15 protein-coding genes are annotated in these 12,521 nt (G+C 52.8%); 4 read left to right on the top strand and 11 right to left on the bottom strand.

Annotated features, from left to right (window positions below; translation table 11 throughout):
* Window positions 1-97: 97 nt before the first annotated feature.
* Window positions 98-943, top strand: coding sequence for a 3-mercaptopyruvate sulfurtransferase (sseA, locus tag ACJHYD_RS00355; protein ID WP_001551462.1), 846 nt, complete (start codon window positions 98-100; stop codon window positions 941-943).
* 342 nt (window positions 944-1,285) lie between these two features.
* Window positions 1,286-1,411, top strand: a complete 126-nt coding sequence (timP, locus tag ACJHYD_RS00350; RefSeq protein WP_023063708.1) for a small toxic inner membrane protein TimP — start codon at window positions 1,286-1,288, stop codon at window positions 1,409-1,411.
* Between the two features lie 31 nt (window positions 1,412-1,442).
* Here the strand turns inward: timP and sseB are convergent, their stop codons facing one another.
* The 11 genes from sseB to trmJ all read right to left on the bottom strand — a co-directional run bounded on the left by sseB (window position 1,443) and on the right by trmJ (window position 10,471).
* Complete coding sequence (gene sseB / locus ACJHYD_RS00345) at window positions 1,443-2,219, bottom strand: enhanced serine sensitivity protein SseB (protein ID WP_001521057.1); 777 nt, start codon at window positions 2,217-2,219, stop codon at window positions 1,443-1,445.
* 118 nt (window positions 2,220-2,337) lie between these two features.
* Window positions 2,338-3,621 (bottom strand): aminopeptidase PepB, encoded by a 1,284-nt coding sequence (gene pepB, locus ACJHYD_RS00340; RefSeq protein ID WP_000133560.1) that lies wholly within the window; start codon window positions 3,619-3,621, stop codon window positions 2,338-2,340.
* Window positions 3,622-3,865: 244 nt separating this feature from the next.
* Window positions 3,866-4,066, bottom strand: a complete 201-nt coding sequence (gene iscX / locus ACJHYD_RS00335; RefSeq protein ID WP_000523616.1) for a Fe-S cluster assembly protein IscX — start codon at window positions 4,064-4,066, stop codon at window positions 3,866-3,868.
* A gap of 11 nt (window positions 4,067-4,077) precedes the next feature.
* Window positions 4,078-4,413: an ISC system 2Fe-2S type ferredoxin gene (gene fdx, locus ACJHYD_RS00330; protein WP_001124471.1), complete on the bottom strand. Its 336-nt coding sequence runs from the start codon at window positions 4,411-4,413 to the stop codon at window positions 4,078-4,080.
* A gap of 1 nt (window position 4,414) precedes the next feature.
* Window positions 4,415-6,265: a Fe-S protein assembly chaperone HscA gene (gene hscA, locus ACJHYD_RS00325; RefSeq protein WP_001196617.1), complete on the bottom strand. Its 1,851-nt coding sequence runs from the start codon at window positions 6,263-6,265 to the stop codon at window positions 4,415-4,417.
* Window positions 6,266-6,281: 16 nt separating this feature from the next.
* Window positions 6,282-6,797 (bottom strand): co-chaperone HscB, encoded by a 516-nt coding sequence (gene hscB / locus ACJHYD_RS00320; protein ID WP_001551463.1) that lies wholly within the window; start codon window positions 6,795-6,797, stop codon window positions 6,282-6,284.
* A 95-nt stretch (window positions 6,798-6,892) separates the two neighbouring features.
* Window positions 6,893-7,216, bottom strand: a complete 324-nt coding sequence (gene iscA, locus ACJHYD_RS00315; RefSeq protein WP_000028953.1) for an iron-sulfur cluster assembly protein IscA — start codon at window positions 7,214-7,216, stop codon at window positions 6,893-6,895.
* Between the two features lie 16 nt (window positions 7,217-7,232).
* A complete protein-coding gene (gene iscU, locus ACJHYD_RS00310) occupies window positions 7,233-7,619 on the bottom strand; it encodes a Fe-S cluster assembly scaffold IscU (RefSeq protein ID WP_000331707.1) in 387 nt (128 codons plus the stop codon).
* Between the two features lie 27 nt (window positions 7,620-7,646).
* Complete coding sequence (gene iscS, locus ACJHYD_RS00305; RefSeq protein ID WP_001295373.1) at window positions 7,647-8,861, bottom strand: cysteine desulfurase; 1,215 nt, start codon at window positions 8,859-8,861, stop codon at window positions 7,647-7,649.
* 111 nt (window positions 8,862-8,972) lie between these two features.
* A complete protein-coding gene (gene iscR, locus ACJHYD_RS00300; RefSeq protein WP_001241357.1) occupies window positions 8,973-9,461 on the bottom strand; it encodes a Fe-S cluster assembly transcriptional regulator IscR in 489 nt (162 codons plus the stop codon).
* Window positions 9,462-9,730: 269 nt separating this feature from the next.
* A complete protein-coding gene (trmJ, locus tag ACJHYD_RS00295; RefSeq protein WP_000940019.1) occupies window positions 9,731-10,471 on the bottom strand; it encodes a tRNA (cytosine(32)/uridine(32)-2'-O)-methyltransferase TrmJ in 741 nt (246 codons plus the stop codon).
* A 118-nt stretch (window positions 10,472-10,589) separates the two neighbouring features.
* On the opposite strand from trmJ, the gene suhB reads away from it, so the two are divergent.
* Both suhB and ACJHYD_RS00285 read left to right on the top strand, forming a co-directional pair.
* Complete coding sequence (gene suhB / locus ACJHYD_RS00290) at window positions 10,590-11,393, top strand: inositol-1-monophosphatase (protein ID WP_000553451.1); 804 nt, start codon at window positions 10,590-10,592, stop codon at window positions 11,391-11,393.
* Window positions 11,394-11,537: 144 nt separating this feature from the next.
* Window positions 11,538-12,392, top strand: coding sequence for an alpha/beta hydrolase (locus ACJHYD_RS00285; RefSeq protein ID WP_001551464.1), 855 nt, complete (start codon window positions 11,538-11,540; stop codon window positions 12,390-12,392).
* Window positions 12,393-12,521 lie beyond the last annotated feature (129 nt).

Here is a 12,521-nt window from a genome sequence, read left to right as displayed (position 1 = left end):
AATTGTGGCTCAGACAGCCAAATCAGCCTCTTTTGCTTGTTGCATTTCACTAAACATCCGACAATTTAGCCTAACCCCGGCAAAAATGGAGATGCCTATGTCCACGACATGGTTTGTAGGAGCCGACTGGCTCGCCGAACATATTGATGACCCGGAAATTCAGATTATCGATGCCCGCATGGCGTCGCCTGGACAGGAAGATCGTAACGTTGCTCAGGAGTATCTGAATGGACATATTCCCGGCGCAGTGTTTTTTGATATCGAAGCGCTTTCTGATCACACTTCCCCGCTTCCGCACATGCTGCCGCGCCCGGAAACGTTCGCCGTGGCGATGCGTGAGTTAGGCGTTAACCAGGATAAGCACCTGATTGTCTATGACGAAGGTAATCTTTTCTCAGCCCCACGAGCATGGTGGATGCTGCGCACCTTTGGTGTAGAGAAAGTGTCGATTCTGGGGGGTGGACTTGCAGGCTGGCAGCGCGATGATCTGCTGTTAGAAGAAGGTGCAGTAGAGCTGCCGGAAGGAGAGTTTAACGCCACGTTTAATCCTGAAGCCGTGGTGAAAGTCACCGATGTGTTATTGGCAAGCCATGAAAATACGGCGCAAATTATTGATGCCCGCCCGGCTGCACGTTTTAACGCAGAAGTTGATGAACCTCGCCCAGGTTTACGTCGCGGACATATTCCCGGCGCGTTTAACGTTCCGTGGACAGAACTGGTACGTGAAGGCGAACTAAAAACGACCGATGAACTGGATGCGATATTTTTTGGTCGCGGCGTAAGTTATGACAAACCTATTATCGTCAGTTGCGGTTCTGGTGTAACGGCAGCCGTGGTTTTGTTGGCACTCGCGACGCTGGATGTGCCAAACGTGAAACTGTACGACGGCGCATGGAGTGAATGGGGCGCACGGGCAGATTTACCGGTTGAGCCATTGAAATAAGCTTTTTACAGGCAATAAAAAACCGCCGAATTTGGCGGTTTTTTATTGCTGGTCTGGTTCGCGGCCTTTCCAGCTGGTTGACTTGTGTTGCTGGAGCAACGCAGGCACCCCACAGTGTTGAAATACTCTCTTTTATGCCTGGCTATGTCAAGATAATAAACAGAGTAATTATTCAAACATGAGAGTATTATTCGTGACGGCCCTTTTCGCCGTCTCGCAAACGGGCGCTGGCTTTAGGAAAGGATGTTCCATGACCGTAAATGCAGACACCCCACAGTGCTTGCTATCGCGGCAATATCGCCAGTGGTGCTGTCGTGATGCGGTCTTCGCATGGACCGCACAATGAAGATACGGTGCTTTTGTATCGTACTTATTGTTTCTGGTGCGCTGTTAACCGAGGTAAATAATAACCGGAGTCTCTCCGGCAACAATTTACTGGTGGTTAACAACCTTCAGAGCAGCAAGTAAGCCCGAATGCCGCCCTTTAGGGCGGCATATTTTAGATTATCCGGTTCTGTTTAAAGTCACGCAAAAAACCACCCCAGCGACGTTCATAGAATGGCACAATATGTTCGGTAATAAAGTGGCTAATTCCTTTTTCCCCTTTTTTCACCTGACAAATATCGATGGGTTCATCGCCAGGTAATGTATCGGTCGCTACACTTCCCGCCGCCTGAATAATTTCTTCGATATCACCATCGGCTTCAATGCCAATAAGTAAATTAGGCTGTGCCTCTTCGTTCTCTTTAATTGAACAAATAAAAGCACGCTTCACCGGCTTAATAGTTTTAAATAAGGTGGTGAGTGAATCAATCATTTGTGCTGGCGGCTCTGCGACTTCCGATAATATCAGCGATTCACCGCCCTCCAGTACTTCCTGGCTGCTCAGCGGATTTCCTTCTTCACCAATCAACAAACTGATTTCACGCGGCATAAATTCTTTACCGGTTGGCAGTTTGGCATTAAGGAAGAGCGTTTCGCCAAGGGTCATCTCAAACAATGTGCGAACGGGCATTACGACAAATGCCTGTTCGTCTTCAACCGCCTGTTGAAGTGCTTCTAACGAGGTAAAAAAAGGAATGACGCTGGTGCCGTCTTCTTTTTCCCAGTGCTGTAAATCAAGCGCGCTATCTTCAACCACAGCCTCGCCCTGCGCCGCCGTACCCGGCACCCAGACGGTGGATTCCAGTAGAGTACGGAAAAAGGCCGGGCGGTGCGCCGGTTCGGTTGCTGCTTTTTCCAGCAGATCTTCAAGTTCGTTTTTTGTTTCGGACATAAGAACCACAATTCATTCAACGTTCGGGGCACAAGTGCCTGATGCGCTACGCTTATCAGGCCTACAAGGGAATCTCAATCTATTGGATTTTCGCAATTTTGTAGGCCAAATAAGACGATTACGCCGTTAACAGATTAGCAATCGTGCGCACACCAAGTCCCGTAGCACCCGCAGACCACTGTTCAACCGGCGCTTTACGGTAAGTCGCCGAGCAGTCGATATGCAGCCAGCCTTGCTGATAGTTCTCAACAAAGTGCGACAGGAAGCCCGCCGCCGTGCTCGCGCCTGCCGGGTACGCCGCGCTTCCGGTATTGTTCAGTTCGGCAAAGTTAGACGGCAGCTGGCTGCGGTGGAACTCCGCCAGCGGCAGACGCCAGAACGGTTCATTCTCCTGCGCGGCACTCGCCAGCAAGCGACCGGCAAGCGCATCGTCAAAACTGAACAGCGCGTGATAATCATTACCCAGCGCAGTTTTCGCCGCCCCGGTGAGGGTCGCCGCATCAATGATCAGTTCCGGTTTCTGCGCACTGGCATCAATCAGGCCATCGGCCAGCACCAGACGCCCTTCCGCATCAGTGTTCATCACTTCAACTTTTTTACCGTTGCGATAGGTAATAATATCGCCCAGTTTGAACGCGTTGCCGCTGATCAGGTTATCCGCACAGCAGAGGAACAGCTTCACGCGCTTGTTCAGTCCGCGCGTAATGGCAAACGCCAGCGCCCCGGTAACCGTTGCCGCGCCGCCCATGTCCGACTTCATCGAGTCCATAAATGCGGTCTGTTTGATACTGTAGCCGCCGGAATCAAAGGTGATGCCTTTACCAACCAGGCACGCGTACACTGGCGCTTCTTTATCGCCAGTCGGGTTGTAATCCAGCGCCAGCAATACCGGAGAACGTTCTGAACCGCGTCCGACCGTGTGCAGCCCCATATAACCTTGATCACGCAGATCTTCGCCTTTGGTGATCCGGTAAGTCACACGATCGCCCGCGACATTGCTGATCAGATCAACAGCACGCTGTGCCAGTTGCGATGGCCCCAGTTCTTCCGCCGGTGCGTTGATGGTGTCACGCACCCAGTCGATGATCATCAGGCGGTTATCCAGTTCCTGCCGTTGGGCATCGTCCAGATCCGGCCACTCCACTTTACGTGTGCCTTTCGGGGCTTTGTAACCTTGCCAGAATGCCCAGCAGCGATCCGCATCCCAGTCTTCACCGCTTAACTGAACATGCTTGATGCCCAGACCGTCAATCTTGCGCGCCGCACGCTGGATCAGCCCCAGATCGTCTGCCCCGTTCAAATGCAGGGTAATGCCATCATTATTAATGCTGTAAGTCGCTTTTTCTCCCCAGCGCGCGTCGGCAGGTTGGGTAGAGAGGGTAATCTTCATCGCTTCTGTCATTTTAGTTATCCTTCTTTGTAAAAGGGCCGCCAGTTGGCAGCCCCAGGATTTTTCCGCTAAATGATTCGCGTTGCAGGACAAAACGCATTGCGTTTTGAACAGCGCTTGCGCTGGCCCCAAAGGGGTGAGGCCAAAAGGCCGAATCACGCGGCAAGTGAGTGAAGCCCCAGGAGCATAGATAACTATGTGACTGGGGTGAACGAGCGCAGCCAACGCATCTGCGGCGTGAAGCATGACGCGGAAATTATTCGGCTTCGTCCAGCCAGACTAACAAAATCGCTTCGAGGATTTTCTCGTTGGATGCCTGCGGGTCGTCGTCGAAATCTTCCAGATCGCAAATCCACTGATGCATATCGGTGAATCGAACCGTTTTCGGATCAAGATCGGGATACGCATCGTACAGTGCTTCGCCAATTTCGCGGCTATCGGTCCACTTAAGTCCCATACTAACCTCTGTTAATGCTCACGCGCATGGTTGATAGTGTAACGCGGGATTTCGACCACTAAATCTTCGTCGGTAACGCGCGCCTGGCAGCTTAAACGGCTTTCCGGCTCCAGTCCCCAGGCTTTGTCCAGCATGTCGTCTTCCTGCTCTGAGCTTTCCGGCAGCGAGTCAAAACCTTCGCGAACGATGCAGTGGCAGGTGGTGCAAGCACAGGATTTTTCACAGGCGTGTTCAATCTCGATACCGTTACGCAGCGCAACGTCGAGAATGGTTTCACCACTATTCGCTTCCAGAACAGCGCCATCAGGGCAGAGATCCTGATGAGGCAAAATAACAATCTTTGGCATATTAAACCTCGTCCACGGAATGGCCTTTCAGCGCACGACGAACCGACTGGTCCATGCGGCGAGCGGCGAAATCCTGGGTTTGTTTGTCTACGTTTTTAATCGCTTGTTCGATAGCGTCAACATCATCGCCCTGCGCCACTTCACTCAGGTGAGCGGCAGCATCGTCAATGACCTGACGCTCTGCGGTGCTTAACAGCGCGGCATCAGCAGCCAGCGCGCCGTGCAGACTTTCCAGCACACGCGCCGCTTCTACTTTTTGTTCTGCCAGCATACGGGCTTTTACGTCCTGCTCGGCATAGCTCATTGAGTCTTTGATCATCGAAGCGATTTCGCTATCGGTCAGACCATAAGACGGTTTGACCTGAATAGACGCCTCAACGCCGGTGGATTTCTCCATCGCCGTCACGCTCAAAAGACCGTCGGCATCGACCTGGAACGTTACGCGAATATGCGCGCCGCCAGCCGGTAGCGCCGGGATACCACGCAGTGCAAAACGCGCCAGCGAGCGGCAGTCCTGCACCAGTTCACGTTCACCCTGCATCACATGGATAGACATTGCCGTCTGACCATCTTTAAAGGTGGTGAAATCCTGGGCGCGGGCCACCGGAATCGTGGTATTACGCGGGATCACTTTCTCCACCAGGCCGCCCATGGTCTCGAGGCCCAGCGACAGCGGGATCACATCCAGCAACAGCATTTCGCTGTCCGGCTTGTTACCCACCAGAATATCCGCCTGAATCGCCGCGCCAATAGCGACGACTTTATCCGGGTCGATAGAAGTCAGCGGTGGACGACCGAAAAATTCGCCCACCCGTTCACGCACCAGCGGCACGCGGGTAGAACCGCCAACCATCACCACTTCCAGCACTTCATCAGCTTCTACACCCGCGTCTTTCAGCGCGCGACGACAAGCCAGTAAGGTTCGTTTTACCAGTGGCGCGATCAGTTCATTGAATTGTTCACGGCTGATTTCGCCCTGCCAGCCCGCAACGTTAACGGTCACGGAGTCCGCATCGCTCAGCGCGATTTTGGCTGCAATGGCGGCATCCAGCAGTTCACGCTGAACGCGGTTATCGCTACGATCAGGAATGCCCGCCTGCTCGCGAATATAATCCGCCAGCAGATGGTCGAAATCATCGCCGCCGAGCGCGGAATCACCGCCGGTCGCCAGCACTTCAAACACGCCGCGACTTAAGCGCAGAATGGAAATATCAAACGTCCCGCCGCCGAGGTCATAAACAGCGATCACGCCTTCCTGACCGGAATCCAGCCCGTAGGCGATAGCCGCAGCGGTCGGTTCGTTAAGTAAGCGCAGAACATGCAACCCCGCCAGACGCGCCGCGTCTTTGGTGCCCTGACGCTGGGCATCGTCAAAGTACGCCGGAACGGTGATAACGACACCATCCAGCTCGCCTGCCAGGGCTTCAGTTGCCCGCGCCGCCAGTGCTTTGAGGATGTCCGCAGAAACGCGCACCGGGTTCAGCAGCCCCGCCGCCGTTTCAATCATCGGCAGGCCGTTTTCGCTGGCCTGGAATTGATAAGGCAGATGCGGATAGCGTTGCTGGATATCAGCCAGCGAGCGCCCCATCAGGCGTTTAACAGAACTAATGGTGTTGGCGGTATCGAGCGCGGCGTTAGTACGCGCGTCATAACCCACCGAATGCCCTTGCTGTTGATAGTGAACAACAGACGGCAGCAGGTGACGGCCTTCATGGTCGGCTAACGTTTCGGCCTGACCGCTGCGCACTGTCGCCACCAGCGAGTTGGTTGTGCCCAGGTCAATACCGGCCGCCAGACGACGCTGATGCGGCGCAGCACTCAAACCAGGTTCACTAATTTGTAATAAGGCCATGTTTAGCTTCCAGAAATTAAAAATCGAGCAGTTTTTCTTCGAGTTGTTCGGCACTGCTTCGCAGTTTATCGAGAAAACGCAGCTTACGCACGGTATCCGCCGCCGCGTCCCACGTCTCGTTGTCTAACTGTTCAACCATCAACTGATGGCGGGTATCAAACATCTTTTTCACACGTTTGATAAAGCTTTCCAGCCGCGCTTCATCTTTCGCCTGTTCGATCTCGTCCAGTTCTTCGCGCAGTTCCAGCTGTTCCATCAGGAACGCGGTGTCGCGCACAGTATGCTGCTCGCTGGCGAGATCAAAACCGTGCAAAGAAAGCAAATATTCCGCGCGCATTAACGGATGACGCAGCGTTTGCCAGGCCTGGTTAATGGTTGCAGATTGCTGTACGGCGGCGAGTTGTTCCGCCTGGCTTCCGCTGGAGAATTTATCAGGATGATACTGACGTTGTAGATCCTGAAAACGCAGGCTCAGCGCCTGGGTATCGAGTTGATAACAGGCAGGCAAGCCAAAGAGGGTGAAGTAATCCATAACATTCTCAGGGCTGCGATCCGCCGCGATAACGGCGAATCAGGTAAAACAAACCCCACGCGCAGGCGACCACGGTGGGGTTATCGGTATGCGCATCAAACGTGGAAGCTTTCGCCGCAACCACACTCATCTTTGACGTTCGGGTTGGTGAATTTAAACCCTTCGTTCAGGCCTTCTTTTACGAAGTCCAGCTGCGTACCGTCCAGAAATTGCAGGCTTTTGCCATCGACCACGACTTTCACGCCTTTGTCTTCAAACACGATGTCTTCCGGCGTCGGTTCGTCAACAAATTCCAGTACATAAGCCATACCTGAACATCCGGAGGTTCTCACGCCCAGACGCAGGCCAAACCCTTTGCCGCGGTTAGCCAGAAAGGTATTTACTCGCGCTGCTGCACTGTCGCTCAGTGTAATCGACATAACCAAACCTCAACTCTTATTTTGCTTCACGTTTGCTTTTATAGTCCGCAATGGCGGCTTTGATCGCGTCTTCTGCCAGAATAGAACAGTGAATTTTCACCGGCGGCAGTTCAAGTTCTTCAGCAATATCGGTGTTTTTGATCGCCTGCGCTTCGTCGAGAGACTTCCCTTTCACCCATTCGGTGACCAGGGAGCTGGAAGCGATAGCAGAACCGCAGCCGTAAGTTTTAAAACGCGCGTCTTCAATGATACCTTCATCGTTGACTTTAATCTGCAACTTCATTACGTCGCCACAGGCCGGTGCACCCACCATGCCGCTGCCGACGTTCTCGTCGTTGTTGTCAAAGGAACCCACGTTACGCGGATTCTCGTAATGGTCGATAACTTTTTCGCTGTAAGCCATTATAAATTCTCCTGATTCCGATACCGATTAATGATGTGCCCATTCGATGCTGTTCAGATCCACGCCCTGCTTGTACATTTCCCACAGCGGAGAAAGGTCACGCAGACGACCGATGGATTTACGAACTAACTCGATGGTGTAGTCGATCTCTTCTTCAGTAGTAAAACGACCTAAAGAGAAACGGATAGAGCTATGTGCCAGCTCGTCGTTCAGCCCCAGCGCGCGCAGCACGTAGGACGGTTCGAGGCTTGCTGACGTACAGGCGGAACCTGAAGAAACCGCGAGGTCTTTCAGCGCCATAATCAGCGACTCACCTTCAACGTAGTTGAAGCTGACGTTGAGAATGTTCGGCGCGCCGTGTTCCAGGTCACCGTTCAGGTAAACTTCTTCGATATCTTTGATGCCGTTCCACAGACGGTTACGCAGGCCGCGCAGACGTTCCATCTCGGTCGCCATCTCTTCTTTTGCGATGCGATAGGCTTCGCCCATACCAACGATCTGGTGAACAGGCAGAGTGCCGGAACGCATACCGCGCTCGTGACCGCCGCCGTGCATTTGCGCTTCGATGCGTACGCGCGGTTTACGACGCACATACAGCGCACCGATACCTTTCGGGCCATAGATTTTGTGGCCGGAGAATGACATCAGGTCAACTTTCAACTGGCTCAGGTCGATAGGCAGTTTGCCCACGCTCTGGGTTGCATCAACGTGATAGATAATGCCGCGAGCACGGCACATTTCGCCGATAGCCGCGATATCCTGCACCACGCCGATTTCGTTATTTACGTGCATGATGGAAACGAGGATGGTGTCGTCACGCATCGCTGCTTCAAGTTCTTTCAGGTCGATAATGCCATTACGCTGCGGTGCCAGATAGGTGACTTCGAAACCTTCGCGCTCCAGCTGACGGCAGGTATCCAGTACCGCTTTGTGTTCAGTTTTGCTGGTGATGATGTGCTTGCCTTTTTTCTGATAAAAGTTGGCTGCACCTTTGATCGCCAGGTTGTCAGATTCGGTTGCACCAGAGGTAAAGACGATTTCACGCGGGTCAGCGCCGACCAGATCTGCAATCTGATTACGGGCGATATCAACCGCTTCTTCAGCCTGCCAGCCGAAACGGTGAGAACGGGAGGCCGGGTTACCAAAGGTTCCGTCCATCGTCATAAACTGCATCATTTTCTCGGCAACACGCGGGTCCACCGGCGTGGTTGCGGAGTAGTCGAGATAAATCGGTAATTTCATTGCTCTATAAACTCCGTACATCACTCAATGCAAGGAACCAGGCTACCGGCTGGATGTACGACCGTGTTTACGGAGCGCGATACGCCCCGGCCTGATTCTGAATACTTTTTATTAAGCGCGTAACTTAACGTCGATCGCGTCTTGTGTGCGGGTGCGTGGCGCGTCGTGAGTATGCTGACGACCAGACACATCCAGCACTTCCTGGTTATTAACCAGTTCGCCTAAAGTAATGTTGTTGAGAAAACCGGTGAGACGGTCGCTCAAATCACGCCACAGCGCGTGGGTCAGGCATTTATCGCCGCCCTGGCAGCCGCCTTTACCCTGACAACGGGTGGCATCTACAGATTCGTCAACGGCGCTAATCACTTCGCCAACGGCGATGCTGCTGGCATCTTTGCCTAACAGATAACCACCGCCTGGTCCACGTACGCTGGAAACCAGACCATTTTTACGCAGACGGGAAAACAGTTGTTCCAGATAAGAAAGGGAAATTCCCTGACGTTCGGAAATATCAGCCAACGGTACCGGGCCCGCTTCAGAGTTGAGCGCAACGTCAAGCATTGCGGTCACGGCATAGCGCCCTTTAGATGTCAGTCTCATGTCTTACTTCACCTCAAACTCGCCCCTGCCCGGGGTTTTTTATTGTAAAAGTGGGGGTATTGCATAGCAGGGTCAAGTCTGACATTCCCGAGTAAATTGGTCAACTATTTACTTGACTGATTTAGTCGGGTATTTAACCTTCAGTGCCATTTTTTTATCGTGGCGTTTGTACCTGTTGTCGGATGCGACGTGAACGCCTTATCCGACCTGAGGCTCTGTGCACTGCAGGCCTGATAAGACGCGTTAAGCGTCGCATCAGACAACCACTATTATTCGGCCTTATTACCTTTATTCTGCTGCTCTATAGAAGCCAGAATCCCGCGCAGGATATTCAATTCCTGGCTTTCCGGGCGCGCACGGGTAAACAAACGACGCAATTTATTCATCACCTGCCCCGGATGGTTTTCACGAATAAAACCGGTTGCCAGCAGCGTTTGTTCCAGATGACCATAAAAACGCTCCAGATCATCGACCAGCGGATACGGCGTCTCTTCATGCTCGACTTGTTCGCCATTTTCCTGAGTTGCCAGCCAGGCCATGCGCACTTCATAGGCAATAACCTGAACCGCCATCGCCAGATTCAGCGAACTGTATTCCGGGTTAGCGGCAATCGCGACATGATAATGGCATTTCTGCAACTCTTCATTGGTCAAGCCGACGCGCTCGCGACCAAAAACCAGCGCCACCGGGGTATTTGCCGCTTCAGCGACGCTTTTCAGACCGCATTCGCGCGGGTCGAGCATCGGCCACGGCAGCGTGCGGGAGCGTGCGCTGGTGCCCACCACCAGGCTACAACCGGCTAACGCTTCGTCGAGCGTATCGACGATGTGAGCATTACCAATCACATCGCTGGCCCCTGCTGCCAGGGCAATCGCCTGGGAGTCAGGTTTCACCAGTGGATTAACCAGCCACAGATTGGTTAATCCCATTGTTTTCATGGCACGGGCAACAGAACCCATATTGCCGGTGTGTGACGTCTCCACCAGCACAATTCGAATATTTTGCAGCATTGTCTTTCTTCGTCTAAAGATTATTCGCGCATCTTATCATAAAACGAAGACAGATGCCGATCTCGCTGCTATACTCTGCGCCGTTTTCCCGTTCTTTAACATCCAGTGAGAGAGACCGATGCATCCGATGCTGAACATCGCCGTGCGCGCAGCGCGCAAGGCGGGTAATTTAATTGCCAAAAACTATGAAACCCCGGACGCTGTAGAAGCGAGCCAGAAAGGCAGTAACGACTTCGTGACCAACGTAGATAAAGCTGCCGAAGCGGTGATTATCGACACGATTCGTAAATCTTACCCACAGCACACCATCATCACCGAAGAAAGCGGTGAACTTGAAGGTACTGATCAGGATGTTCAATGGGTTATCGATCCACTGGATGGCACTACCAACTTTATCAAACGTCTGCCGCACTTCGCGGTATCTATCGCCGTTCGTATCAAAGGCCGCACTGAAGTTGCTGTGGTTTACGATCCTATGCGTAACGAACTGTTCACCGCCACTCGCGGTCAGGGCGCACAGCTGAACGGCTACCGTCTGCGCGGCAGCACCGCTCGCGATCTCGACGGTACTATTCTGGCGACCGGCTTCCCGTTCAAAGCAAAACAGTACGCCACCACCTACATCAACATCGTCGGCAAACTGTTCAACGAATGTGCAGACTTCCGTCGTACCGGTTCTGCGGCGCTGGATCTGGCTTACGTTGCTGCGGGTCGCGTTGACGGTTTCTTTGAAATCGGTCTGCGTCCGTGGGATTTCGCGGCAGGCGAGCTGCTGGTTCGTGAAGCGGGCGGCATCGTCAGCGACTTCACCGGTGGTCATAACTACATGCTGACCGGTAACATCGTTGCTGGTAACCCGCGCGTTGTTAAAGCCATGCTGGCGAACATGCGTGACGAGTTAAGCGACGCCCTGAAGCGTTAATGACTCTGGCGGGTGATGTCACTCACCCGCCCTCGCCTTTCAGGCGCTATTCCGAAATACTTCCTCACCGCTTTACTTTCTTTCGCCACTCTCCCACCATCTTTCCCCGATTAATGGATGATAAAGAAGTCGCAAGGAAAGGTTATGGCGCTGCCAGTGAACAAACGCGTTCTCAAAATTCTGTTTATTCTCTTTGTTGTTGCCTTCTGCATTTATTTAATACCGCGCATCGCCATCAATTTTTTCTATTACCCTGACGACAAAATCTACGGCCCCGATCCCTGGTCAGCCGAATCAGTAGAATTCACCGCTAAAGATGGCACTCGCCTACATGGTTGGTTTATCCCTTCTGCAACTGGCCCCGCTGAAAATGCCATTGCCACCATTATTCATGCTCACGGCAATGCCGGAAATATGTCCGCCCACTGGCCGCTGGTCAGTTGGTTACCCGAGCGTAATTTCAACGTTTTTATGTTTGATTATCGCGGGTTTGGTAAATCAAAAGGCACGCCGTCCCAGGCCGGATTGCTGGACGATACGCAAAGTGCCATCAATGTGGTGCGCCATCGCAGTGATGTAAACCCACAACGGCTGGTGCTGTTCGGGCAGAGTATTGGCGGGGCGAATATTCTGGATGTTATTGGTCAGGGTGATCGTGAAGGCATACGTGCGGTGATCCTCGACTCCACATTTGCCTCTTATGCGACCATCGCCAACCAGATGATCCCCGGCAGTGGCTACTTACTTGATGAGAGTTGCAGCGGCGAAAATTACATCGCCAGCGTCAGCCCGATCCCGCTTTTACTGATTCACGGTAAAGCTGATCACGTTATCCCATGGCAGCACAGCGAAAAGTTGTATAGCCTGGCAAAAGAGCCAAAACGGTTGATCCTAATCCCGGATGGCGAACACATTGATGCTTTTTCCGATCGTCACGGCGATGTTTATCGCGAACAGATGGTGGATTTTATCCTTAGCGCGTTGAATCCGCAGAACTAACCCATGATCGCTAGCACGATAATCATTCACAAAACCACCTTAAGACATGCTAATCCACTGGTCAGAACAGTTTAAGATGAGAAAAATTCTGTGACGCTTGCCAACATTTCTGATGATTAGCATTCCCTT

The organism is Escherichia sp. WS1368 (assembly GCF_046487485.1).
Taxonomy (GTDB): Bacteria; Pseudomonadota; Gammaproteobacteria; order Enterobacterales; family Enterobacteriaceae; genus Escherichia; species Escherichia coli.
The sequence above is the reverse complement of the archived record's forward strand: the minus strand, read 5'-3'. Positions and strand labels throughout refer to the sequence as shown.

What these genes read in the sequence shown, in the direction of transcription:
- sseA (WP_001551462.1), top strand. Translation starts at nt 98, where the DNA reads ATGTCCACGACATGGTTTGTAGGAGCCGACTGGCTCGCCGAACATATT.
- timP (WP_023063708.1), top strand. Translation starts at nt 1,286, where the DNA reads ATGAAGATACGGTGCTTTTGTATCGTACTTATTGTTTCTGGTGCGCTG.
- sseB (WP_001521057.1), bottom strand. Translation starts at nt 2,219, where the DNA reads ATGTCCGAAACAAAAAACGAACTTGAAGATCTGCTGGAAAAAGCAGCA.
- pepB (WP_000133560.1), bottom strand. Translation starts at nt 3,621, where the DNA reads ATGACAGAAGCGATGAAGATTACCCTCTCTACCCAACCTGCCGACGCG.
- iscX (WP_000523616.1), bottom strand. Translation starts at nt 4,066, where the DNA reads ATGGGACTTAAGTGGACCGATAGCCGCGAAATTGGCGAAGCACTGTAC.
- fdx (WP_001124471.1), bottom strand. Translation starts at nt 4,413, where the DNA reads ATGCCAAAGATTGTTATTTTGCCTCATCAGGATCTCTGCCCTGATGGC.
- hscA (WP_001196617.1), bottom strand. Translation starts at nt 6,265, where the DNA reads ATGGCCTTATTACAAATTAGTGAACCTGGTTTGAGTGCTGCGCCGCAT.
- hscB (WP_001551463.1), bottom strand. Translation starts at nt 6,797, where the DNA reads ATGGATTACTTCACCCTCTTTGGCTTGCCTGCCTGTTATCAACTCGAT.
- iscA (WP_000028953.1), bottom strand. Translation starts at nt 7,216, where the DNA reads ATGTCGATTACACTGAGCGACAGTGCAGCAGCGCGAGTAAATACCTTT.
- iscU (WP_000331707.1), bottom strand. Translation starts at nt 7,619, where the DNA reads ATGGCTTACAGCGAAAAAGTTATCGACCATTACGAGAATCCGCGTAAC.
- iscS (WP_001295373.1), bottom strand. Translation starts at nt 8,861, where the DNA reads ATGAAATTACCGATTTATCTCGACTACTCCGCAACCACGCCGGTGGAC.
- iscR (WP_001241357.1), bottom strand. Translation starts at nt 9,461, where the DNA reads ATGAGACTGACATCTAAAGGGCGCTATGCCGTGACCGCAATGCTTGAC.
- trmJ (WP_000940019.1), bottom strand. Translation starts at nt 10,471, where the DNA reads ATGCTGCAAAATATTCGAATTGTGCTGGTGGAGACGTCACACACCGGC.
- suhB (WP_000553451.1), top strand. Translation starts at nt 10,590, where the DNA reads ATGCATCCGATGCTGAACATCGCCGTGCGCGCAGCGCGCAAGGCGGGT.
- ACJHYD_RS00285 (WP_001551464.1), top strand. Translation starts at nt 11,538, where the DNA reads ATGGCGCTGCCAGTGAACAAACGCGTTCTCAAAATTCTGTTTATTCTC.